21 protein-coding genes are annotated in these 23,195 nt (G+C 58.7%); 14 read left to right on the top strand and 7 right to left on the bottom strand.

What is annotated here, in order from left to right; genetic code table 11:
• Positions 1-353: 353 nt before the first annotated feature.
• Positions 354-1,505, bottom strand: coding sequence for a hypothetical protein (locus NCR37_RS22580; protein WP_250475040.1), 1,152 nt, complete (start codon positions 1,503-1,505; stop codon positions 354-356).
• 417 nt (positions 1,506-1,922) lie between these two features.
• Here NCR37_RS22580 and NCR37_RS22575 point away from each other — a divergent pair, with 417 nt between their 5' ends.
• The gene (locus NCR37_RS22575) at positions 1,923-2,699 is read left to right on the top strand and encodes a hypothetical protein (protein WP_250475039.1); all 777 of its coding nucleotides are present in this window, start codon (positions 1,923-1,925) and stop codon (positions 2,697-2,699) included.
• 23 nt (positions 2,700-2,722) lie between these two features.
• Positions 2,723-3,268, top strand: a complete 546-nt coding sequence (locus NCR37_RS22570; protein ID WP_250475038.1) for a GNAT family N-acetyltransferase — start codon at positions 2,723-2,725, stop codon at positions 3,266-3,268.
• A gap of 892 nt (positions 3,269-4,160) precedes the next feature.
• On the opposite strand, the gene NCR37_RS22565 is transcribed toward NCR37_RS22570, so the two are convergent.
• The 6 genes from NCR37_RS22565 to NCR37_RS22540 all read right to left on the bottom strand — a co-directional run bounded on the left by NCR37_RS22565 (position 4,161) and on the right by NCR37_RS22540 (position 10,706).
• Positions 4,161-5,081 (bottom strand): LysR family transcriptional regulator, encoded by a 921-nt coding sequence (locus NCR37_RS22565; RefSeq protein WP_250475037.1) that lies wholly within the window; start codon positions 5,079-5,081, stop codon positions 4,161-4,163.
• 44 nt (positions 5,082-5,125) lie between these two features.
• Complete coding sequence (locus NCR37_RS22560; protein WP_250475192.1) at positions 5,126-5,797, bottom strand: ethyl tert-butyl ether degradation protein EthD; 672 nt, start codon at positions 5,795-5,797, stop codon at positions 5,126-5,128.
• A 2-nt stretch (positions 5,798-5,799) separates the two neighbouring features.
• Positions 5,800-6,315 (bottom strand): flavin reductase, encoded by a 516-nt coding sequence (locus tag NCR37_RS22555; protein ID WP_250475036.1) that lies wholly within the window; start codon positions 6,313-6,315, stop codon positions 5,800-5,802.
• 28 nt (positions 6,316-6,343) lie between these two features.
• Positions 6,344-7,534, bottom strand: coding sequence for an acyl-CoA dehydrogenase family protein (locus NCR37_RS22550; protein WP_250475035.1), 1,191 nt, complete (start codon positions 7,532-7,534; stop codon positions 6,344-6,346).
• Between the two features lie 32 nt (positions 7,535-7,566).
• Entirely contained in the window at positions 7,567-8,919 is a 1,353-nt protein-coding gene (locus NCR37_RS22545) for an MFS transporter (protein ID WP_250475191.1), read from the bottom strand.
• Positions 8,920-9,797: 878 nt separating this feature from the next.
• Positions 9,798-10,706 (bottom strand): LysR family transcriptional regulator, encoded by a 909-nt coding sequence (locus NCR37_RS22540; protein WP_250475190.1) that lies wholly within the window; start codon positions 10,704-10,706, stop codon positions 9,798-9,800.
• An 88-nt stretch (positions 10,707-10,794) separates the two neighbouring features.
• On the opposite strand from NCR37_RS22540, the gene NCR37_RS22535 reads away from it, so the two are divergent.
• The 12 genes from NCR37_RS22535 to trpC all read left to right on the top strand — a co-directional run bounded on the left by NCR37_RS22535 (position 10,795) and on the right by trpC (position 23,166).
• Entirely contained in the window at positions 10,795-12,417 is a 1,623-nt protein-coding gene (locus NCR37_RS22535; RefSeq protein WP_250475034.1) for an ATP-dependent acyl-CoA ligase, read from the top strand.
• 109 nt (positions 12,418-12,526) lie between these two features.
• Positions 12,527-13,882, top strand: coding sequence for an MFS transporter (locus NCR37_RS22530; protein WP_250475033.1), 1,356 nt, complete (start codon positions 12,527-12,529; stop codon positions 13,880-13,882).
• Between the two features lie 24 nt (positions 13,883-13,906).
• Positions 13,907-15,073, top strand: coding sequence for a thiolase family protein (locus tag NCR37_RS22525; protein ID WP_250475032.1), 1,167 nt, complete (start codon positions 13,907-13,909; stop codon positions 15,071-15,073).
• Positions 15,070-15,375, top strand: a complete 306-nt coding sequence (locus NCR37_RS22520; RefSeq protein WP_250475031.1) for a Zn-ribbon domain-containing OB-fold protein — start codon at positions 15,070-15,072, stop codon at positions 15,373-15,375. The genes NCR37_RS22525 and NCR37_RS22520 overlap by 4 nt, the downstream gene beginning before the upstream one ends.
• A 113-nt stretch (positions 15,376-15,488) precedes the next feature.
• A complete protein-coding gene (locus tag NCR37_RS22515; protein ID WP_250475189.1) occupies positions 15,489-16,979 on the top strand; it encodes a 2-hydroxymuconic semialdehyde dehydrogenase in 1,491 nt (496 codons plus the stop codon).
• Complete coding sequence (locus NCR37_RS22510; protein WP_250475030.1) at positions 16,976-17,401, top strand: RidA family protein; 426 nt, start codon at positions 16,976-16,978, stop codon at positions 17,399-17,401. Before NCR37_RS22515 ends, NCR37_RS22510 begins: the two co-directional genes overlap by 4 nt.
• Positions 17,402-17,449: 48 nt before the next feature.
• Positions 17,450-17,983 carry a 3-hydroxyanthranilate 3,4-dioxygenase gene (locus NCR37_RS22505; protein ID WP_250475029.1) on the top strand — a complete coding sequence of 178 codons (534 nt, stop codon included), beginning with the start codon at positions 17,450-17,452 and terminating at the stop codon, positions 17,981-17,983.
• Positions 17,984-18,006: 23 nt separating this feature from the next.
• Complete coding sequence (locus NCR37_RS22500) at positions 18,007-19,041, top strand: amidohydrolase family protein (RefSeq protein ID WP_250475028.1); 1,035 nt, start codon at positions 18,007-18,009, stop codon at positions 19,039-19,041.
• Positions 19,031-19,744 (top strand): SDR family NAD(P)-dependent oxidoreductase, encoded by a 714-nt coding sequence (locus NCR37_RS22495; protein WP_250475027.1) that lies wholly within the window; start codon positions 19,031-19,033, stop codon positions 19,742-19,744. The genes NCR37_RS22500 and NCR37_RS22495 overlap by 11 nt, the downstream gene beginning before the upstream one ends.
• Before the next feature lie 52 nt (positions 19,745-19,796).
• Positions 19,797-21,035 carry a dienelactone hydrolase family protein gene (locus NCR37_RS22490; protein WP_250475026.1) on the top strand — a complete coding sequence of 413 codons (1,239 nt, stop codon included), beginning with the start codon at positions 19,797-19,799 and terminating at the stop codon, positions 21,033-21,035.
• A gap of 127 nt (positions 21,036-21,162) precedes the next feature.
• Positions 21,163-22,266 (top strand): porin, encoded by a 1,104-nt coding sequence (locus NCR37_RS22485; RefSeq protein ID WP_502800578.1) that lies wholly within the window; start codon positions 21,163-21,165, stop codon positions 22,264-22,266.
• A gap of 114 nt (positions 22,267-22,380) precedes the next feature.
• Positions 22,381-23,166: an indole-3-glycerol phosphate synthase TrpC gene (gene trpC / locus NCR37_RS22480; protein WP_250475024.1), complete on the top strand. Its 786-nt coding sequence runs from the start codon at positions 22,381-22,383 to the stop codon at positions 23,164-23,166.
• The last annotated feature ends 29 nt before the right edge of the window (positions 23,167-23,195 follow it).

Genomic DNA, 23,195 nt, shown 5'->3' with positions numbered 1-23,195 from the left:
GCTGTTGGGCAACGGGCAGTAGCACCGAAGGTCCCTTGATTTAGTAAAAAGGCCTTTTATTGAAAGATGAAAGAGTCGGTGATCTGGCGCAATTGGGGGCTCAAGCAGTTACTGAGCTTACGAATCGTGCGAGACGACGTTTGCGGGGAGCGATTCGCAGGCCAAGCGAGCATCGCAGCAAGCTGCAATACAGTGTCGCATGCACGTACAGCCGCACTTCAGTTGTGTCTGCCAGAACCTCCTTGGCTGATTCGACCCGAGCAAATGATAAGTACCGGGATGTGACCCGGCTCACATACATGAGCATTGGAGTTGTGGCGCATTCGCCAGTTCAATGCCTTCTCGCCCCACCTTCACTCATTCACCGAATCGTCAAGCCGAGTGGAGTCATCGTCGCTTTGAGTTGGGCTACCGACGGGCTCGTGCGCAAGCGACGGCGGCATCGCGAGAAGCAAGTTGCGCCGAGCGGCGCGGCTTTGCAAGCAGTTCAGAAGCGCGACGTTCACCGCATTCAACTTCCATCCAAGCGGCGGAAGGGTCGCTGGCCGCTGCGACACGCACTTATCCGATTCATCAATCACTTTTTCGATGGACCGATGCCACCGGTCGAGACGATGGATATATTCATCGAGCGATCGCTGGCTTATCTGATTGCGGCCGCGTTCCACATGCGCCGCTTCGCGCAATCGGAGCTCGACGTCACCGGCTATGGCCAGAGCGTCTGTTTCCAAAGCGCCGAAGAGGGAGCCCGATGCCAGCAGCCTTTCGGTTTCGTCCGAAGGCGGCACTCCGTAAGCATTCGCCAGTTCGGTCTCAACACTGTATTCCATCCAACCGTCGTGCATCCGCGCACCTTCTGCTGGCGGCATGGCTCTGCTTTTATCATATATCGCGGTCTGCAGCTCCCTGCGCGTCCGGGACGATTGCTCGACGCGAACAGCCAGTAGCGTCTGCAGCGGCGTAGTGAGCCATTGCATGGGCCGAGCTCGAAGGGAGGCATCCAGCGCGTCAATTTCGAAATCACAGCGATGCACGCGGCCCGTCAGCGTATCAAAGGCACGCACTTGCGAGCTGTACCTGGCCGGGTCGGGCAGAAGACACAAAGAACCCGGATCGTTACGGATATGAAGCACAGTCGTGCCCATGTCTAGGAAACTACTCACGCGCGTGGGATTCTTCCGTTCGCGATCCCTCCGCTCGTAAATGTAGTCAAGCGCTTGTCGGGTCGGCGCGAGCCCGGTATTGTCGGCATACCCGCCATCAACCAGCACCGCAAGTCGTGTGAACACCTGCTTGTGGGAAATGGCATCGACCTTTTTATCGATCAACTCTTCTTGCGCCTCCACTTCTTCGTCGGTTAGCTGCTTGCTCTGTTGCCGCTCGTACGCGGCGAGTCTCTCGGACTCGCCCGCATAAACGCTGGCGTTAACGCCGATTTCCGCAGCCGGCGACAAATAGGGAAAAACGAGCACTCGCGTGAATCGCCTGCGCAACGGACGCTTCATCGAAGGTGCTGTCGTGTATGCGGCGCTGGAGCTCGGTCTCCTTAATTAAGGAAGACGAACTCAACGGGACGACGCTGCCTGTCAGCGCATCCGTTGCGTTGAAGAAGATGCTCGGTAGGGGAAGCGGCATAGCAGCACTGCTGCTACTAAACTAAGGGCCGCATCAGAACAGATACCCGTTTCTGCACCTTAGTTTCGTCACGACCAATACCCGCTTCTCCTAAGTATGCTAAAGCCTTTTTATATGAAGTTTCTTGTTTCGTTTGACTGCCTTAAGAGGGCAAGCTTGGTATGCACGCTTGCTATTTTTGCGGGTGTTCTTCTTATCAAGTGCAATCCATGTTAAATAGGTTGCTACCACATAACGTCGTGAGAAAATAGTCGTCGCCGGTAGGTATGCCATCAATCGAGCTTGCTTTGTATTCATCCGCCCGACTACACGATCGCCTGTTTCCAGCGACGAACTCGTACCGCTATCGAAGCAGAAAGAATGCGTTGCGCCGTTCGATCCCGGCCGCATTCGCGTTGGTGTTTCTTGTTTTGATGCTCTATGAGTTCTTTTTCAGCAACAGCAAAAATACGCTGTCGCTCTTCGTGACCGGTACATTTACGGGCCTTCTTACGTGGACCCTCGAAGCAATACGCCAAAGGGCAGCGGCCGCGTCCGATTTTGAGTCAGTCCTAGACCTTTTTGATAAGATCTACGAGGATCCAATGTCGTCAACTGCTTTGAAGCTATTGGACTACGAAAGTTACCCGGTCACGTTTCCAAAGCCTTTGGGGGAAGAGACCAAGCTGATCGGGCGAAAAGAGATGTTAGGTTGCCTGAGAGTAGACAACCTCAGGTTTTCTGAGGAGGAAATGTATATTCGTGACTGCTTCGACGTCTTGTTTGTCAATGCTACCAAGCTTGCCTTGCTGTATAACCGAAGCTTCGTCAACATGTCCGATGTAGCGGCAATGTTTGGATTTTTTTTTGCAAGGATGAGGCGAGACGACCAGCCACCAAACAACGAGTGGATCGTTTTTAAAACGTACCTTGAAGCGTTTCGATATACAAGCTTGATTACTTTTGTAGATGAGTTTTGGCAAGAGTACGCTGCACGGTATTCCGAGGGGATAGTTAAAGACCATGTTGTCTATCAATATCGCCAGAAAAACGCCCTCGTAAGCACCCGCCGCGATGATATGTAGGAAGACAACTTTTAGAGAAAATTATGACCAAGCGTTCCCCTCTTAAGCCATACTGGGTCGACGACTTAAACGAAGCGGGCGAACTAGCAGCCCTCTTTGTGGAAAATGCTGATGTTTCTTACATATCCCACTCGGAACTACAGCTTGGTCTCGCTGAAACGTCAACACGGTGGAATTCCGACATTTTACGTCTCGTCAACGCAGGACTCAAAGAGAACATCAATGCAGAAAAAGGAGGAAATAGTCATCTGCTACCATCGGTTTTCGCCGCGAGGATGGATTCTGAACTAGTCGCGACTGGACTTGTTTCGATGCACATCGAAGGTCAAGGCGTGCCCTACGCCATACTAGAGGATATCGTTGTTTGCCGTCACATGAGACAAGTCGGCATCGGACGCGCAGTACTTGAGTGGGTTATGGACGAAGTATCAAAAGCCGGATGTCAACGCTTATTCCTAGAGAGCGGCGCTCGTAACCATAGAGCGCATGATTTTTTTCAGAAACATGGTTTTAAGCAGTGTTCAGTTGTAATGATGTGCGAACTTCGGGCGTCATCTAGCAGTGAGTAGGTGCGGGAACTTTATGCGAGTTCGCCACCAAGTTTGCCTAAACCTGCTTCGCGAAACAAGATGATGCTCAAAGGATAGTTGCCTTGGATCTGGGGCGATTGGCAGCTCAAAGGTCGGCTGGCATTGTTTGAAGGTATCGCCCGAGAGTCTTTGTGGACCAAATGCATGGGGCACGAACGCGCATGCCTAGCATAGACAAGGGCGCAAACAGTGGGTGCCAAATTACGAGACGCGTTATCCGCGGACAATCTTGAGAGCGCTCACGGAGGGTACTCTTTTTGGAATGTCGTCAACCGTACGATGCTAGGCATCGGAAGATAAGGTCGAGTACCTGCTGTAGCCATCGTGAGCACGTTAGCAACGTCGATAGCCAAGCTTAGCTATTCGCAAGCTAGTGTCCGGACGGCACATGCTAGTGACGGCGTGCCCGGCTGCGCACACTAGGAACGAGAATTGATCTACCAGAGAAGAGGCCGTCATCCTCGGAGTCAGCGTGCGCATTTGGGCCGGTGGGCCGCATCTATTTGTTCGTTGATGAGGCACGGAGCGGCTCGCAGGCGGATCGGCATCCCGGAAGCCTGATGGCAGGCCGCTCAGGGAGGCGGGCGTGGGGTTCGGATCAAGTAAAGCTGTATCGGCTTAACTTCACTTGGATCGCCGTGCGTCACCGAGGCCGGCTCATTGACATAACGCCGTTGTCCGCTTTTGCGCATGTTTCGGTGTACATACCGGCGTGCGTCAGCACCGCCATTAAAGCTGATCCTAATAATACGAATTATCAGGATTAGAATCATGTCGACCAGGAGTTTGCGCACTCCTGCGTAGACGGGCAATCAGCGGTCTTGGCGTGGTGCACAATCGGACGTCGTGACATCAGCGCAGCAAAATGACGTCACGCATCTGGCTGATGGAACATCGAATGGATAGTGTTGCGCAACCACGCCACGCCCGGGTCGCTCGTGAACTGCGTGTGGGAGTGCACCTGGATTTCGATGGGCGGCAGGGCGAACGGCAAGGGAAGAATGCGAAAGGCCTGACCACGATTCAATCGCTGGGCAATGCTCTTGGGAAATATAACGGCGAGGTCCGTGTTGGTTACAATCTCTGGCGCCACGACAAAATGCGGCAAGCGAACCACGACGTCGCGCCTAAGCTTGAGCTCGTCTAGCCATTGTTCGACCATGCGATGGCCCGTAGCGTTGGTGCTCGCGTTGACGTAGCGCAAGGCGGCTAAGTCTTCGCGCGGCGGCCGTGACTTACCTAACGGATGGTCTGCGCGAACGACGCAGACATGCTCGTCAAGGAATAGCGTCTGACTCACGCAACCCGCATCGAGACCCGGAACGTAGCCCAAAGCCAAATCCACTTCGCCCGAGCGCATGGCCGCGCTGACGGATTCCACCGGCAGGTTGACCGCTTCGATTCGTATGCCGCGTGCCTCGCGGTCGAGTAGCGCTACTAGCGGCGGCAAAAAAAAGAATTCCGACATGTCGGACATCGAAATCCGAAACACGCGCCGGGCGGTAGCGGGATCAAATTTGGCGAGTTGCTGGACAGCGTCATTGATCATCGACAACGCCTGCGCGAGCGGTGGATGCAGGCGATGGGCGGCATCGGTAGGCACCATGCCGGTGGGCGTGCGTACAAAGAGTGGATCGTCGAAGATCGTGCGCAAGCGCCTCAGTGCATGACTGACCGCGGGCTGCGTCAGTTGCAGACGGTCGCCGGCCGCGGTCATGCTGCGCAGATCCCAGATGGCGAGGAACACGCGCAGCAGATTCAGATCGGCGAGACCGGGGTTGAGCTTCGTCATACGCGGTTCAATCACGAACAAACGCTGGTCGCGCCATGCGGCCATCAATGTGGGGCGAGATTACTGTATGTGCTGCGCATTGCAAAATGCGGCGTAGCTCCCTGATAGGGCGGCAAGGTGTGGAAATCGCGCCGCATCAATTCGCGCACCGGCGAGGCGAGTGCGGCGGCGAGCGCCGACGCATCGTCGAAGACGACTTTGTTACGCTGCATCGCATTAGCGCGTGCGCAGGCCAGGCCGATGACGCAATGGATGCGCGTATAAATCTCGAGTTCACGCAATGCGGGTAACGTCGCCATCAACGGCGCGTGATGCCGAAGGTAATGCGCGAGCCATGTGTCGAAGTCCTCGGCTGGCCCTTCGTAGGCGACGAGATAGGTGCAGCGCTGAATGCGCGCCTCTGTAGTTGGCGCGGGGGCCAAGGCGCGTACGGCCATGACTTGCTGCGTGAAGCGACCGGCAGTCAAAGATTCTCGAAGCGCGAGATCGATCGGTCCATCCAGCCGGGCGGCTGCTTCGAGCGCGGCAAGATCATCGAAATACAGTTGCAGTACGCACGATGGCGCGTCGCCCGCCGGCTTAATGCGCGGATCGACGTGTTGGGTGATCGGCTCATGCACGATCAGGCTGCGCAACCCGTCGATGTCCTGCAACGGCGCGACATCTAGCAGCGCCGCCTGTCCGCTTGCACCTATAAGAAACAGGCAGACTTGCATGGTCACGCTGCCTCGCAGGATGCGGGGCGGGGGAGCCGATGAAACTGCCGGCCGAAGTATACGAGACCATCGCCGTCCTTGCGCGAGCCGATGTGCTCGACCTGCACAAAGAGCACCGAATGCGAACCGACCCTCTTACTGTCGACGATATGGCCTTCAAGGCTTGCGATCGCGCCATCGAGCACGGGAAGTTCCAGTGCGCCCAGCCGCGAGCCGCAGCGCGCGAAGCGTTCGTCCATCGAACATCCAGCCATGCCCGCAAAAACGCGCGCCAGTTCCTGCGCGTGCGCGCCCAGCACGTTGATGCACGCTCGACCGTTATTAAGCAGCACGTCGTGTATATAGCTCGCCTGATTGATGCAGATGAGCATGGTCGGCGGCGTGTCGGTCACCGAGCATACGGCGCTTGCCGTGATACCGCAGCGTCCGTGCGGGCCGTCGGTGGTGATGACATTGACGGCCGCGCCGAGCGAGGCCATTGCGTTGCGAAACTGTGCGCGTGCTTGATCGTTCGTCATGGCTGATGTCCTTTCGACGTTTGCGGGTTCAGGGATAAGGCGTGACGGGCGGAATGCCGACGAAGATCGCGCCCGATGCGTCGTAATTGCCCTCGCCGAGGAAGGCGTGTTGCGTGACGACGATCGAATCGCGTACCAGACGCTGCATCCGGCTCTCGCGATAAATCGCGCCGACGCCCGCCATTTTGTACGCCTGCATCACGATATCTGCGCAGGTGTGGGCCGCGTGGGTCGCCGACAGACGCAACAGGTTGGCTTCTGCAGGCAGCACCGGATCGCCCGAGAGCACCGTGCGCCACGATGCTTCCGCGGACCCGAAGAAGAATGCACGCGCGCTGCGCAGTTGTGCTTCCGCCTGCGCGAGCCCCGATCGATAGTAGGCCCGATCGGCAAGACGCGGCGCACCCGTCGTGGTCTTCGTTACTCCGGACATCCCCGCCAGCAGGTCGAGCGCAGCGCGCGCCAGGCCGAGGTTCACTGCCGCATGCACCTGCGCCTGGTAGGCGATGGCGGGATACCGATACAACGGTTCATCGATCAGCGGCGCGCCCCCGCGCACGAAGGTCCATTGTTCCTCAACGTACTTGCCCTTCAGACGCAGATCGTGGCTGCCCGTGCCTTGCATACCGACCACGTTCCAGTTATCGACAATCTCGACTTCGCTCGCCGGAAAGACCGCAGTGAACGGCTTGCCGGCGTTCTTGTCGTCAACGCCGGCGGGTACCCCGCCGATTCCGACGCCGATCCAGTCCGCCCCCTTGCAGCCGCTCGCGAAGCGCCACTGCCCCGACACGAGGAAGCCGCCCGGCGCACGTTCGGCTTTCTGCAGCGGATACAGGCCGCCCGCGAAGACCTGATCGGGACCGGTCGCATAGATCTGCGCCTGCGTTTCAACTGGCAAGGAGGCGAGGTACGTGCTAGCGGAGCCGAACGCCGCGACCCAAGCAGTCGATCCGTCCGCTATCGCAATGCGTTCGAGCATCTCAAGAAAGCGCGTGGGCGGAAGCGGGTCGCCGCCGAAACGTTTAGGTGTGCTTGCACGGAAAATTCCCGCGCGCTTCATCTTGGTGACCATATCGCGCGGCACATGAGACAGGGCGTCGAACTCGTCGCGGCGGCGCTCGACTTCTTCGATCAGCGCATCGAGCGACAACGGTCCCGCATACTCGGGATAGTCATATTGCGAATCGATGATTGCGTCGCTTTGAAGGGCTTGCATAGGTGATACCTCTCGGTCGATGTGTGTGGATGTCATTCGGGCTGCCGACGTGCAGCGACGCGCATCGCTTTGGGAAACGTCTCTCGTGCGAGCAACGTAGCGACGACGGTAATGAGCCCCAGTGCGCCCAGATAGATGGCGACCGGCACGGCGCTGTGATAGTGGGCGAGCAGCATGGTGGCGATCATTGGAGAAAGGCCACCACCTAGTACGGAAGACACTTCCCGGCCGATGCCAAGCCCAGAAAAACGCAATTGCACTGGCAACATTTCGCTGATGAACGCGGGCTGAGCGCCTTGAAGAATGCCCAGCGTGATGCTGTTGGCAAGGACGAGCGCCGCGACCACCTTCCAGTACTCGCCGGTGCCGAGCAGGGCGAAGTATGGCCATCCGACAAGCACGATGGCGATCGCGCCCGCGAGGTAAACCGGCTTGCGGCCAACTTTGTCGGTCACCCAGCCAAAAAAAAGCGAAACGGGGACCATCAGCAGCATCGAAATGCACAGACCGCTCAGGATCCAGCTCGACTTGATGCCGAGAAACTGCCCGTATGCGATCGAAAACGCGAAGAAAAGGTAGGACGCCGCGCCCTCGCCGAAGCGCAGGCCGAAGACGGTGAGCACTTCGCGCGGACATTGGCGCAGCACCTCGATGACAGGCATCCGGCTTTCGTGGCGCGTGGCTTTTGCTTCAGCGAATGCGGCGCTTTCGCCGACCGAGCGGCGCATCCACAGGCCAAGGAGAACGAGTGCTACGCTAGCGAGAAACGGAAGGCGCCATCCCCAGCTCTGGAAGTCGCCCGCCGGCAAGTTCTGCACGAGCAGGAACGCAGCGGTGGACAGAACGAAGCCCAGTGCCGCACCGCAGGGGCTCCATGCCGAGAGCGCGCCGCGCTTCGATTGCGGCGCGTTCTCGTGAATCAATAAGATGCTGCCGCTCCATTCGCCTCCGGCCGCTAGTCCCTGAAGAGTACGCAAGAGGACGAGCATTATTGGCGCCGCGATGCCGACTTGCTGATACGTTGGCAAAACGCCCATCAAAGCAGTCGCGGTGCCCATCGTGAGCAATGTAATCATCATCACAACTTTGCGACCGTATCGGTCACCGATATGCCCGCATAGCATTCCGCCTATGGGTCGAGCGATGAAGCCAACCGTGAAGCCACCGAATGCAGCGATGGTGCCCGTCAATGGGTCAGTGCCAACCGGAAAGAACAGTTTGCCGAAGACAAGTGCGGCGGCGGTGCCGTACAAGAAGAAGTCATACCACTCGAGAATTTGACCGAGCACTGCTGTAGTGACGGCACGGCGCACGTTGCTCGGAGGACGGACGGATCGAGTTTGAACGAGCGTACCTAGATCAGGATTCAGAGCTTCAGGGTTCATGGTGGAGGGAAACATGACGTGATAGATCCCGCTTCCCTGAGGCTCAAGAAGCGGCGCGGGTCGTACCGATGCGATGGGCCCACGATATGAGCCCGGACAGGGGTCGGTCAAATTCGGGACAAAAATACCCGCTATGAATCTGATGCATAACCTTCCGGTGTCGTAGGTATTAACCCGTGATTTGTTGTAGATTTCATCGCGCTTTTCGCCCATCATGGTTTAGCTTCTTGGCCGTAAGGCACGGGCGGACGCGCAGTCGTGGCGCATCACTCGCCGTACGCCGATGACCCTCCATCGCGTTCATTCGACGATTCAACGAAACTATTCGGATCGAACACGCACGTATGAGACTTGCCTTGGTGACCTCTCACGGCTGTTCGCGGTTGCCGGCACGGCACACGCATAAGCCGCGGCGACCCGGTGCGGCATTGTCGAGATCGCTCAACCGGCCTTGGACCTAGCGCTTTTAGAACTGAGCGGCGTTATTAAGCGCAGCCGTTGCGGTTGAGGCGTTGGGAAGAGGTTGCTGGCGGGTTTACTGCCATGATTGCGATTCGGAGCGGCTCCTCTGCATGACGACTCTCTTGCGGGAAAGAGGCGCCGCTCAACGATAGGCTTGATATTCGGATACCACGGTTGCGCGGCTTTTCGACCCACCCCCGGGCCATTGCCCTAACCGGATCTTCTGCAAGTCCGAGCGACCCGCCTACTGACCTTCTTCCATTCGCCAATGGCAGCTTCGAGCGTGCTATTGGGGTTGGGCTCGGAAGCCGCTGCGCATGGTCGCTGAGCGCAATCGGGCCGAACGCCGCGACTGTTCGTCGGTTGACCGAGCAACGGCGGGAGCTACAACATGAGAGGAATTGATGCGCGCGCGCTTAGTCGCGATGCAGCGTATCGATGACCAATTCGCGAAACCAACGGATCCCTTCGTCATTGTCGAAGTTGCGATGCCAATGGACGGTGGATTCGATGTCAGGGATCTCCGCCGGCATTGGATAGATCATGAAGTGGCCGGTTTCATTGAACATTTGGGCGGCTCCACGGTGAAGCGTCACCATCCAGTTCGTGCGCTGCAAAATCTGCGGAACTACCGTGAAATGCGGCACGCGCAATGCAATCCGCCGATGTAGACCTTGAGCGCGCAAGACTTCATCAATTGCCAGGTGGCTACTGTCACTCGTGGTCACGGTGACATGTAAGAGCTCCAGAAATTTTTGTCTGGATAGCGTTCGAACTGGTAGCCCAGGGCGCTTGCGTGTCATGCAGACGAACTGATCGCGGAACAGCAGCGCGTGGTTCGTGACCGGCATCAGCGACGGAAGATTGCCGATGGCGAGATCGATCTGGCCAAGTCGCAGCTTCTCCTCTACGTCGCGCACCGGTATCTGCTCGGTCGACAAACGGACGTGAGGTGCGACGCGCTGAAGTCTTTCGCAGATAGGCGGCAGAAACACATGTTCACCAATATCAGACATCGACAAGCGGAATTCACGCGTAGTCGTCGCAGGATCGAATTGTTCGCTTTCGCGCAGCGCTTCGCGAATTGAGGCAATGGCGCTGCCAAGGGGCACCGCCAGTCTCTCCGCAGTAGGGGTCGGGAGCATGCCGTCCGGCGTGCGGACAAACAGCGGATCATCGAACAACGACCGCAGGCGCCCCAGCGAATAGCTGATCGTTGGCTGCGACAACTCGAGCCTTTGCCCAGCACGCGTGAGGCTGCGCTCTTCGAGGATCGCCTGGAAGACACGTAGCAAGTTCAAATCGACCTGATGGAAATTGACCATGTCGATGTAGGGTAAAAAATTGATTGATTTGACCGATATGCTATCGAATTCTAGAGTGGGATCCAACATTGAAAGAGGTCCCAAGCTCATGGAATTGACAGAAACAGTCGTCGAACAGCGCGCAGAGCAGCCGAGGCTCTTTTCATCACGCACGTTGCCGGCCTTGCTTGCAGCGCGCGCGGCGCGAAGCGGTAATCAACCTCTCTTCTCTGATGGATCGACCGTATGGAGCGGTGTCGATGCCCTCGAGATCGCATCGCGCCGCGCCGGTTCACTGGCCGCTCATGGCGTGAAGCGGGGCGATCACGTCGCGCTGCTCTGCGGCAACCGGATCGAGTTCATGGAGATGGTCCTTGGCTGCGGATGGCTTGGAGCTGTCGTCGTTCCGATCAACACGGCCTCGCGCGGCCCGCAGCTCGAACATATCCTTCGTAACAGCGGCGCGCGCTTGCTCGTCGCCGAAGCGCATCTCGTCGATGTTGTTCATGCACTTTCAGCGAACGACCTTCCGCTGCAGCGCATCTGGATCATCGACGAACCTACGGCAGACTCTCATTCCCCTGCGTACGAGACGATTGCGCTTCCACCGGCGGCGGAACCTATCGCGGCTGGCGAAATCGGAGACGGAGATCCGTTTGCGGTGCTTTACACATCCGGAACCTCGGGTTTATCCAAAGGCGTTATCTGCCCACACGCCCAGTTCTACTGGTGGGGACGTAACACCGGTGGTGGTCTTGGCGTGGTCGCGGGCGACGTGCTGTACACCTGCTTGCCGCTCTTTCATACCAACGCGCTGAACAGCTTCTTTCAGGCGTTGGTGAACGATGCATATCTCATTGTTGGCCGGCGTTTCTCGGCGAGCGGCTTCTTCGACGCGCTGGTGAACACGCAAGCGACCGTTACCTACGTTCTCGGTGCAATGGTGCCAATCTTGTTAGGGCGGCCAGTAATGGCCAACGAGCGACGCCATAAAGTGCGCGTCGCGCTTGCGCCGGGCGTGCCTGGGCATTTTCAAAAAGAGTTCACGGACCGCTGCGGCATCGCATTGATCGACGGATACGGCTCGACTGAAACCAACTCCGTGATGGGCGGCGACGTCAGCGCTCACCGCCCTGGATACATGGGCAAGCTGAACCGGGGCTTCGATGCGCGGGTCGTAGATGAACATGACCAACCGGTAACGGACGGCGAGCCTGGCGAACTGATCCTGCGTGCCGATGAGCCGTTTTCCTTCGCGAGCGGCTACCTGGGCATGGCGGGCGAGACGGTCAAAGCCTGGCGCAACTTATGGTTCCACTCGGGCGACCGTGTGATCAGGGAACCCGATGGCTATTACCGATTCGTTGATCGTCAGAAGGACGCCATCCGCCGGCGCGGCGAAAACATCTCTTCGTACGAGGTCGAACAGGTGTTGTTGAGCCACCCTTCGGTCGAGACCGCTGCGGTCTTCGCCGTCAAGTCGACGCTCGCCGAAGACGAAGTGATGGCCGTAATCGGCCTGCGCGATGGCGGGGCGTTGGAACCGCTCGATCTAGTCCGCTATTGCGAACCGCGACTGCCTTACTTCGCGATACCTCGCTATCTCGACTTCGAACAAGAACTGCCGAAGACGGAGAACGGCAAGATCCAGAAGTTCAAATTGCGCGAGACCGGCGTCACGGCGACAACGTGGGATCTCGAAACTTCCGGATATCGGCTGAAACGTAGATGAAGTGACTGCGGACTGTTCCCGGAGGCCTTTGCGAAGCTCCGGAACGGGACGACCTGGCAGCGCATGCCGAGCGAGAAAGCAACATCGAGTACATCCGACGGATGTACACATGGAGACTCTGATGACCAGCACGCGAACGTTTCCTGCAGCAATCACGCCGCCCCAGGAGGCAACCCAGCCTCTGGCCGCCGTTGTCGATGAACGTTCCCTGAGGCGCATCATATTCGCGTCCGTCGCGGGCAACGCGCTGGAATGGTACGACTTCTTCCTATACAGCACTGCGGCTGCGCTCGTATTCGGTGATCTGTTTTTCCCGAAAGGAGGCGACCCGCTTATCGGTACGCTTGCGGCCTTCGCGGGCTTTGCCGTCGGCTTTGCCGCGCGCCCGTTCGGTGGCGCCATCTTTGGCCACATCGGCGATCGTTATGGCCGCAAGAGCGCTTTGGTGTGGACGCTATCGATGATGGGTGGGGCGACGTTTCTGATTGGTTTCTTGCCGACTTACTCGCAAGTCGGACTGTGGGCCCCAGCGTTGCTGATGCTTCTGCGCATTGTGCAAGGCATCGCGGCCGGCGGCGAATGGGGCGGGGCCGTACTGATGATCAGCGAATCGGCGCCGCCGGAAAAGCGCGGCTTCTATGCATCAATGAGCCAGATCGGCGTCGGCGGCGGCTTTGTGCTGTCTGCTAGTGTGTTTTTCCTCGTCCAGATGCTGCCCAAAGAAGCGTTCCTGACGTGGGGTTGGCGCATTCCTTTCCTGCTTTCGATCGCCATCTTCGGCGTAGGGGTCTACATTCGGTCGAGACTGCCCGAAAGCACAGAGTTCGCCAAGGCCGAGGCTGCCGGAAGAAAGGCGCGCATGCCGGTTCTTGACGTGATTCGCAGATTCCCGAAGGAAATCCTGATGGCGATGGGGCTGCGCGTTGCGGAGAACGGCACATCGTACATTGTCATCGCCTTTTCTCTGGTGTACGGCAAATTTATCGGTGTGCCCAATAAGATCATGCTGGCCGGTGTGATCGTGTCGATGGCTGTCGAACTGGTCACGCTGATACTGTGGGGCCGACTGTCCGACCGCATAGGTCGCAAGCCCGTGTACATGATGGGTGCGGTGGGCGTCGTCATCATTGCGCTTCCGTTCTTTTGGCTTCTCGATACCAAGATTCCGGCACTCATTTGGCTCGCATTCTTGCTGGGCAATGCTGTCTGCCACGGCGCCATGCTCGGCACGCAACCCGCACTGATGGGCGAACTGTTCAGCACGGAGGTCCGTTACTCGGGCATGGCCCTCGGACACGAGGTCTCTGCGGTCTTTGCCGGCGGCTTGTCACCGATGCTGGCGACGGCACTGCTCGCTCACTATCACGCAGCATGGCCGGTCGCCTTGCTCATGGCTGGGCTCGGCATGATCACCGTCATCTCACTGCTCTTCACACACGAGACGGTTGCCCGTCGCGCGCGCTGATCGGCAGGCCTAAGGAAATTGAAGATGACACTCGATACACGCGACGAAGCATTGCTGACAGCCGGCGTGGAAGTGCCGTACCGGCGACAGGCGACCTCGGAGTCCACAGGCGACCTGCTGGCCCGAGCGTTCGCCGCCGCCCTCGACGAATCGGGGTTCTCGGCAAAAGAAGTCGATGGGCTCGGCGTAGCGTCCTTTACGTTGGCTCCTGACCATGCCATCGATCTAGCTTGGCGGCTCGGGGTCAGTCCACGCTGGTGCATGGACGATTGTCACGGTGGAGCAAGCGCCATCAATATGCTGCAACACGCAATACGTGCAATTCAGCATGGCGATGCGAACGTCATTGCGCTCCTGTCCGGCGATCGGTTTGAGCCGGCTGACTTTAAACAACTGGTCGATCACTACAACGTGACGACGCGCAACTGGTTGCGGCCGCTGGAGTTTGGCGGGCCGAACGGACTGTTCGCGATGCTCACGCAGCGTCACGCGAAGCATCACAACCTCACTCGCCGCGACTACGGAGCGCTTTGCGTGGCGCAACGCGCCTGGGCGGGACTGAACCCGAGCGCAGTCTATAGAACGCCGCTGACAATAGACGAGTACTTAGAAGCCCCAATGATCGCCGATCCGTTGGGCCGATTTGATTGCGTACCCGTGGTCAGCGGGGCGAACGCAGTGATCATCGCCCGCGCCGATCTCGTGCGTCGCGCCCGAAATGTTCGTGTGCTCGCGCTGCAATGCCGTTACAACAGCGACCATCAGACAGGGGACGGCACACAGACGGCACTGGCCTTGATCGCCGGCGATTTGTGGCGGCAGGCGAGTGTCACGCCGGACGACATCGACATGGTCTCGGTCTACGACGACTACCCCGTGATGGCGATTGCACAACTGGACGATCTCGGCTTCGCGCCCGACGGCGATCTGCGCGCGATGATCGCGCGCATCGAATCGCGTGATCTGCCGGTGAATACGTCGGGTGGTCAGCTGTCCGCCGGGCAAGCAGGCGCCGCAGGCGGCATGCATGGTCTCGTGGAGGCGCTGACACAGTTGCGTGGGCGTGCGGGCGAAAGGCAGGTGCCGAATGCGCGACTAGCGGTCGTGAGTGGCTATGGAATGGTCGAGTATCGCTATGGCATGTGCGCGAATGCCGTGGTGCTCGAAGCGGTCGAGCGAGGTGTGCAATGACACTCAAAGTCTTCCAGTGTGAACAGTGCGGTTCAACCGTGTTTCCTGCGCGCTATCTCTGCTTTGAATGCGGTGGCGCCGAGTGGCGCGAGCAAGTGGCCGAACGTGGCATTGTCGACGAATTGACGACCGTGCGCCGTCGCGTCGGTGCACAAGACGGCGCGGACGTCGTTATCGCGAGCGTGACTACGGATGCAGGTCCGATCGTCATCGCCCGACTCGAGGGCGTCGTGCGCGCTGGCGACGCCGTCGGGCTCGCAATCGACGAACAGAACCGCGTTCTTGCCTTGCCGATCGCCTGACCGACGCGGCAACCGTTCGTGGAACGACGCGGGCAGAGCGCGGTAGGCGTCAGGGTCCATGCAACTTCGAAGAAGTGCACGGAAAGGAAAATTCAATCGAGCAGGAGAAGGGTGTGACATCTCAATTGGCTTCAACGTCGCGCGACCGGCAACTGTTGCGCCATTACATCAACGGTGAGTTCGTCGCGAACGGCACGACCTTTCCGAACCTGAGTCCGGTCGATGGTCGTAAGCTAGCCGATGTTTGCGAAGCAGACGCCGCGCTGGTCGATAGCGCCGTACGTGCGGCTCACGCGGCTCAGAAGGCTGGCTGGCGCGACACCACGCCTGCCCAGCGGGCCGTATGGCTGCATAAGATCGCAGACGGCATCGAAGCCCGCTTCGATGAGTTCGTGGCCGCGGAAGTTGCCGATACCGGTCGACCCGTCGCGCAGGCTCGCACCCTCGACATCGCGCGCGGCATTGCCAATTTCCGGACCTTTGCCGATCTTGTCCGCACTGCAGGCGGTGAATATTTCGAGACGCACGCGGCGGACGGCAGTGAGTTGATCAACTATGTAACGCGCAAGCCACTCGGCGTGATCGGCATCATATCGCCGTGGAATCTGCCTCTCTTGTTGTTCACCTGGAAGGTGGCGCCGGCGCTGGCCATGGGCAACTGCGTGGTTGCCAAGCCTTCCGAGGAGACGCCAAGCTCTGCAACGTTGCTCGCCGAGGTCATGCACGATGTCGGCTTGCCGCCCGGCGTCTTTAATCTCATTCATGGGCACGGTCAGAACGCGGCTGGCGAATTCCTGACGCGTCATCGCGATATCAGTGCAATTACCTTCACAGGCGAGTCGCGCACCGGCAGCGCGATCATGAAGGCCGTTGCGGACGGCGTGAAGGAAGTGTCGTTCGAGCTGGGCGGCAAGAACGCGGCCGTCGTATTCGCGGACGCGGACTTCGATGCGGCGGTCGCGGGCGTTCTCAAATCCAGCTTCACGAATGCGGGCCAGGTTTGCCTCTGTAGCGAGCGGGTGTATGTGGAGCGGCCAATCTTCGAGCGCTTCGTCGCGGCGCTCAAGGAACAGGCGCAAGCACTGCGCGTCGGTGCGCCGGACGATGCTGCCACGACGATGGGACCGCTCATTTCGCGCGGCCATCGCGACAAGGTGCTCTCGTATTTCCGCCTTGCCGTCGAAGAAGGAGCGACCGTCGTGACCGGCGGCTATGCACCAAGTTTCTGCGACGCGCGGGACGAAGGTGCCTTCGTGATGCCGACCATCTGGACAGGCTTGCCCGATTCCGCGCGATGCGTACGAGAAGAGGTGTTCGGACCGGTCTGCCACATCGCGCCGTTCGATAGCGAAGACGAGGTTGTGGAGCGCGTCAATGACAGCGCGTATGGCCTTGCCGCAAGCATCTGGACGACACAGCTTGCGCGCGGACATCGGGTCGCAAAGCGGATCGAGACGGGAATCGTATGGGTCAATGCCTGGTTCGTCCGCGACCTGCGCACGCCCTTCGGCGGCGCCAAGCTGTCGGGGCTGGGACGGGAGGGCGGCCGCCATTCGCTGGACTTTTATTCCGAATTGACGAATGTCTGCGTGAGGATCGCATGAATCAGACCATTGAGGGGCGCGTAGTGCCGGGCAAGGCGACGCCGCGGGGGCGCTTCCCGCACATCACGCGAGCCGGTGACTTCCTGTTCGTATCGGGGACGAGTTCTCGACGTCCGGACAACACGATCGATGGCGCATTCGCTGATGAATTCGGCACTGCCGCGCTCGATATCCGTCGACAGACGCGCGCGGTGATCGAAAACATGCGCGACATACTGAAGAGCGTGGGCGCGGACCTTTCGAATCTCGTCGAGATATCTGCCTTCCTCGTGAACATGAGCGATTTCCGTGGCTACAACGAAGTGTATGCGGAATATTTCGACGAGACAGGTCCAGCCCGAACCACTGTCGCCGTTCACCAGTTGCCGCATCCACATCTGCTTGTCGAGATGAAGGCCGTCGCATATCTGCCGGCACGTTGAAAAACGAACCGCACGCAAGACATATCGATTCCTTTGAGTGAGACAAGCATGCTGAGTTACGGAAAGCCGTTCAATTTCGAACGTTGGATCGACGAGCACGCGCACCTTCTGAAGCCGCCGGTGGGCAACCAGCAGGTATGGCAAGACAGTGACTTTATCGTCACGGTGGTGGGCGGGCCGAACTATCGAACCGATTACCACGACGATCCACTCGAGGAGTTTTTCTATCAGCTGCGCGGCAACGCGTACCTCAATTTGTGGATCGACGGCAAGCGCGAGCGCGTTGAACTGAATGAGGGCGATGTGTTCCTGTTACCGCCACACGTACGCCATTCACCGCAGCGACCGGAGTCGGGTAGCGCGTGCCTTGTGATAGAGCGTCAACGCCCCGAAGGCACATTGGACGGGTTCGAGTGGTATTGCGATGCATGCGGAGAGCGCGTTCATCGCGTCGAGCTGCAACTCAAGAACATTGTCAACGACCTGCCGCCGCTCTTCGACGCTTTTTACGCATCGGAAGACAAGCGTCGCTGTCCACGTTGCGGCGTCGTTCATCCGGGCAAGCAAGGCCGAACCGATTAACCGAACCTGCCGAGCGAATCAACATGACAGTTCGAATTGACATGCATTCCCACTTTTTTCCGCGGATTTCGCAGAACGAAGCAACGGCGCTTGACCCAGACCATGCGCCATGGCTCAGGATCGAGGCCGACGGGGAAACCGGGATGATCATGACAGGCGAGCGTGACTTTCGACCCGTCTATCGCGCTTTGTGGGACCCCGCCACGCGGATTGCCGAAATGGACAGATGCGGCGTGGACATTCAGCTCATGTGCGCGACACCCGTGATGTTCGGGTATCGGTACGACGCGGTAGCGGCGCATGAATGGGCCATGCGAATGAACGATCGCGCGCTGGAGTTTTGCTCGCACGCGCCGCAGCGCCTGATGCCGCTGGCTCAAGTGCCGCTGCAGGACGTGGAACTCGCATGCCGCGAAGCTACCCGCGCACACCGTGCCGGTCATCGGGGCGTGCAGATCGGCAATCACCTCGGCCCGCGCGATCTCGACGACGAGCACCTGGTGACATTCCTCACGCATTGCGCTAACGACGATATACCGGTGCTGGTGCACCCCTGGGACATGATGACGGACGGGCGCATGAAAAAGTGGATGTTGCCATGGCTCGTCGCCATGCCGGCTGAAACTCAGTTGAGCATAGTGTCGCTGATCCTCTCGGGCGCGTTCGAACGCATCCCCAAAACGCTCAAGCTTTGCTTCGCCCACGGCGGCGGCAGTTTCGCGTTCTTGTTGGGGCGCGTGCAGAACGCGTGGGAGCAACGAGACATCGTTCGAGAGAATTGCCCGAATCCACCAGCATCGTACGTCGATCGCTTCCATGTCGATAGTGCGGTCTTCAGCGATGGCGCACTGCGCTTACTCGTCGAGACGATGGGCGAAGACCGTGTGTTGCTCGGCTCCGACTATCCGTTTCCGCTCGGGGAAAAGATGGTGGGCGATCTAGTAGCAAATCACCCGCAACTAAGCGACGCTGCGAAGGAGAAGATCCTCGGCATCAATTCCCAACGTTTTTTCAACCTGGGGCGTCCGTCCGGTTCAGGAGGTTGTAATGCAAATTGAAGGCTGCGTGGCATTCGTGACAGGCGCCGACCGTGGGCTCGGAGCGGGACTGGTCGAGGCGTTGCTGAAGGGAGGCGCGCGCAAGGTCTATGCGGGCGTCAAGGAGACGGGAGGAGTTGCTGACGGCGATCCGCGTGTTGTACCGGTTGAAGTAGACATCACGAACATCGAACAGGTGGCGCGGGCGGCGTCGAACGCTAGAGACACCACGCTACTCATCAACAACGCAGGGCTGAACCGAACCCAGCCGGTACTAGAGGCCAATGACCCAGAAGCGGCGCGCGCCGAGATGGAAGTGAATTACTTTGGGACGTTGAACATGATGCGCGCATTTTCGCCGGCGCTCAAATCGGACGGCGGCGCCATTATCAACGTTCTTTCGATACTCGCGCGCGTCGCCCTGCCGTCGATGGCGTCGCTAAGTGCATCGAAGGCTGCGGCCCTTCGAATGACGGAAGGCGCGCGAGCCGAACTCGCGCCGCATCGCGTGCGGGTTATTTCTGTCCTTCCCGGACCGATCGACACGGAAATGAGCCGTAACGTCCCGCCTCCGAAAATCCCGGTGGGAGAAGCGGTCGACGCCGTGCTTGCAGCATTGCAAGGCGACGCGGACGAGGTCTACATGGGCACGATGGCACAGGAAATCGCTCTTGGACTGGCCACGGATCGTCAGGCGCTGCACGCTCGCCTCTTGACGCTCTGAGGACTCGCCGGAGCCGCAATCACGTTGCATTGAGTAACGAACGAGGAAGATCATGAACGGTGAATACATTGAGATTGACGCCGGAAACGGCCAAACCTTCTGTGCATATCTCGCGCGGCCCCGGCAGGGATCGGGACCTGGCTTGATCCTGTTGCAGGAAATTTTTGGCATCAACGCCTACATGATGGATATGGCCGATCGATTTGCCGAAGAAGGCTATGTCGTGCTGGTGCCCGATCTCTTCTGGCGCATGAAGCCTGGCGTCAATCTCGGCTACACCGGCGAGGACTTCGCCACGGCGCTGCGCTATAACAACGAGTTCGATGTCGATCTCGCGATGAGGGACATCTCGTCGACGATCAAGAGCCTCCGTTCGCTGGAGCAACACGTTGGAAAAGTCGGCGCGGTGGGCTATTGTCTGGGCGGCAAACTCGCGATGCTGGCTGCCGCCCGCACCGATATCGACTGCGCGGTGAGTTACTACGGTGTGGGGCTCGACGCGTATCTCGATGACGTGTCGTCGATCCGATGCCCGATGGTTTTCCATTTCGCCGGGGAAGACGCCCTTTGTCCCGAGGCAACACGCGAGACGATCCAGTCGGCACTCTCTGAGGTACCTGGAATCGAACAGTACGTGTATCCAGGGTGTGACCACGCTTTTGCGACTCCGCCACGTGAACACTTCGACAAGCCGGCCGCGATGATGGCCTATTCGCGCACTATCGCGCTGTTGCGCAAAGTGCTCGGTCCCATCTATGACCTCAATTCGCTCTGGGAACTGCACTGCTACCACGAGTTCGATTCGCGCGATGTCGATGCGATCTTGCCGACCATGGTGGCCGCGCCGTATGTCAATCACGTGCCGACCATGACGGGCGGAGTGGGCTACAAGGATCTGAAACGGTTCTACAAGTATCACTTCGTTAACGCCAATCCGGCGGACACGCATTTCATTCCAGTCTCGCGCACCATCGGCGCGGACCGAATTGTCGATGAGTTCATTTTCTGCGCCACTCACGATCGCGAGATTGACTGGATGCTTCCCGGGCTGGCGCCGACCGGCAAGTACATCGAGATTCCAATGCTCGCAGTGATCTGCTTCCGAGGCGACAAGCTCTATAACGAGCACATCTACTGGGATCAGGCGTCGGTCCTGGTACAGATTGGTGTTCTCGATCCCACTGGGCTGCCGGTCGCCGGAATCCGGACCGCCAAGAAGATGATCGATGAGACCCTGCCAAGCAACGCGCTGATGAGGAACTGGGAGTCGAGCGCGGGAAAGCCGATCTGAGGTTTAAACCAGTGGACCGTGCGTTACGGCAATAGCGGAACAGTCACGGGTCAATCCAACAGAAAGAAGTCTTGCTCCAGTGCGGAGCACCAACCCAAAAGGCGTCTTCATGAGGCTAAAGTTAGGTATGCTTGTCGTGGCGTTCTGTGCGTCTGCGACCGCGTTAGCTCAGAGCTCGGTAACCTTGTACGGGATCATCTCGAACGGGCTCGGTTACTTTAGCAACCAGGGCGGGCATAGCAACTGGACGATGATCAGCGGCGCCAACCAAAATAATCGGGTTGGATTCAAGATAGGCGAGGATCTGGGCGGCGGATTATCCGCGGTTGGAACGCTCGAGAACGGCTTCGATAGTAACAGCGGCAAGCTTGGGCAAGGCGGGCGAATGTTCGGCCGGCAAGCGTTTGTCGGATTGTCGAGTTCGACTTACGGGACGCTCACTGTCGGTCGACAGTACGAGATGCTATGGGACTACCTGGACCGTATCGAACCACAGGCGATGGGCCCGGGCCTTGGTGTCAGCGTAGGTAGCAACGACAACATCGAAGGCAATTTTCGGTACAGCAACTCGGTCAAATATGCGAGCCCGGTATGGGGCGGATTTGGTTTTGAGGCGCTATATGCGTTCAGCAACAAGGCAGGCAGTTTTCAGCAGAACCGCGCATTCAGCGCAGGGCTCAATTACGCCCTTACCAGTCAGCGATATTCGCTCGTCTATTTAGAGATCGATCACCCCGGAACTGCGAATCCGAGCGGTGCGGTATCGGACGATTATGCTGGTGCGCCCTTTCAACTGTTCCATACCAGTCCTCTCAGCAACTCGGTCCGCGTACGCAAACAGCGCGTAGCCGCCGGTGGGGCAGAGTATAACTTCGAGAAGCTGAGCCTGGGAGGCATCGTCTCTGATGTCCGATACAACTATCTCGACAACACAAGTCTGCATCTCGACAATCTGAGCGTGGTCGGTCAGTACAGAGTGACGCCGGCTTTCTTCTTGTCGGCTGCATATCTCTATACCCACGGTGCCTACGGGGGCGTATCGTCGAACCCGCACTGGAACCAGGGGCAGGTGAGTGTGGAGTACTTCCTTTCAAAGAGAACGGATGTATTTGCGTTTGCTAACTACATTCGTGCGTCAGGATCGAACGCACCAGCCGTCCTGTTCTTGTCCTCTCCATCGAGTACCAAAGAACAAGTGGCCGTAGTAGCCGGAATTCGTCACAAGTTCTGAAAAGGCCGGATGCGCTCTGGCGCCGACCCTCCGTTTCACAGACGAGTAACGCGCGCAGGACCGTAGCACTGCAGGGAATGTGAAGTCTGAAGGACCAACGCTTCGGGTATCGGTATGGGCACCATTCTAGAAAAGATTGTTCGACTCAAGACTCAGGAGGTCGGGCTGGCTCGCGAGCGCATGCCGCTACCCGACCTAAAGAAGATCGCGACGACCGAAGATGTCAGAGATTTCGCCGGTGCGTTGGGCGCGAGGAGTAGCGCAGGGCTGCCTGGCGTCGTAGCTGAGGTGAAACGTGCCAGCCCGGCGCGAGGCATTCTGCGGGCGGATTTCGATCCAGCCAGCATCGCACGCTCATACGAACAGGCGGGGGCGGCATGCCTCTCCGTACTGACGGATCGGGAGTTTTTTCGCGGGAGCGCATCGGATCTTCGTATTGCGCGTTCGGCCACACGCCTTCCGGTGCTCAGGAAGGACTTTATCGTCGACGCGTACCAGGTTTGGGAGGCGCGTGCTATGGGAGCCGATTGCATCCTCCTCATCGCAGCGATGCTTGATGTTCACGCGATGACGGAGCTCGAAAACGTTGCGTCCGACCTTGGGATGGCGGTGATCGTCGAGGTGCACAACGCTGCGGAGTTGGAAAGGGCGCTTGCGCTGAAGACCCCTCTTATCGGTGTGAATAACCGCGATCTCACAACGTTTGAGACGTCCATCGCGACAACCATTGCACTTCGGCACCTAATACCCGAGGACAGAACCGTCATCTCGGAGTCCGGCATTCGATCCCGAGACGATGTGCAGACGCTTCGTTCGATCGGGGTCAACAATTTTCTCGTTGGCGAAGCACTGATTCGAGCCGAGGAACCCGGGGCGGCGCTTGAGAGCATGTTCTTCTAAGCCGTGTCCCCGTCGCTGGAATGACGTTC

This window comes from Caballeronia sp. GAFFF1, from assembly GCF_023630705.1.
GTDB lineage: Bacteria > Pseudomonadota > Gammaproteobacteria > Burkholderiales > Burkholderiaceae > Caballeronia.
Note: the sequence above shows the minus strand (reverse complement) of the source record. Positions and strands in the feature narration are given on the sequence as shown.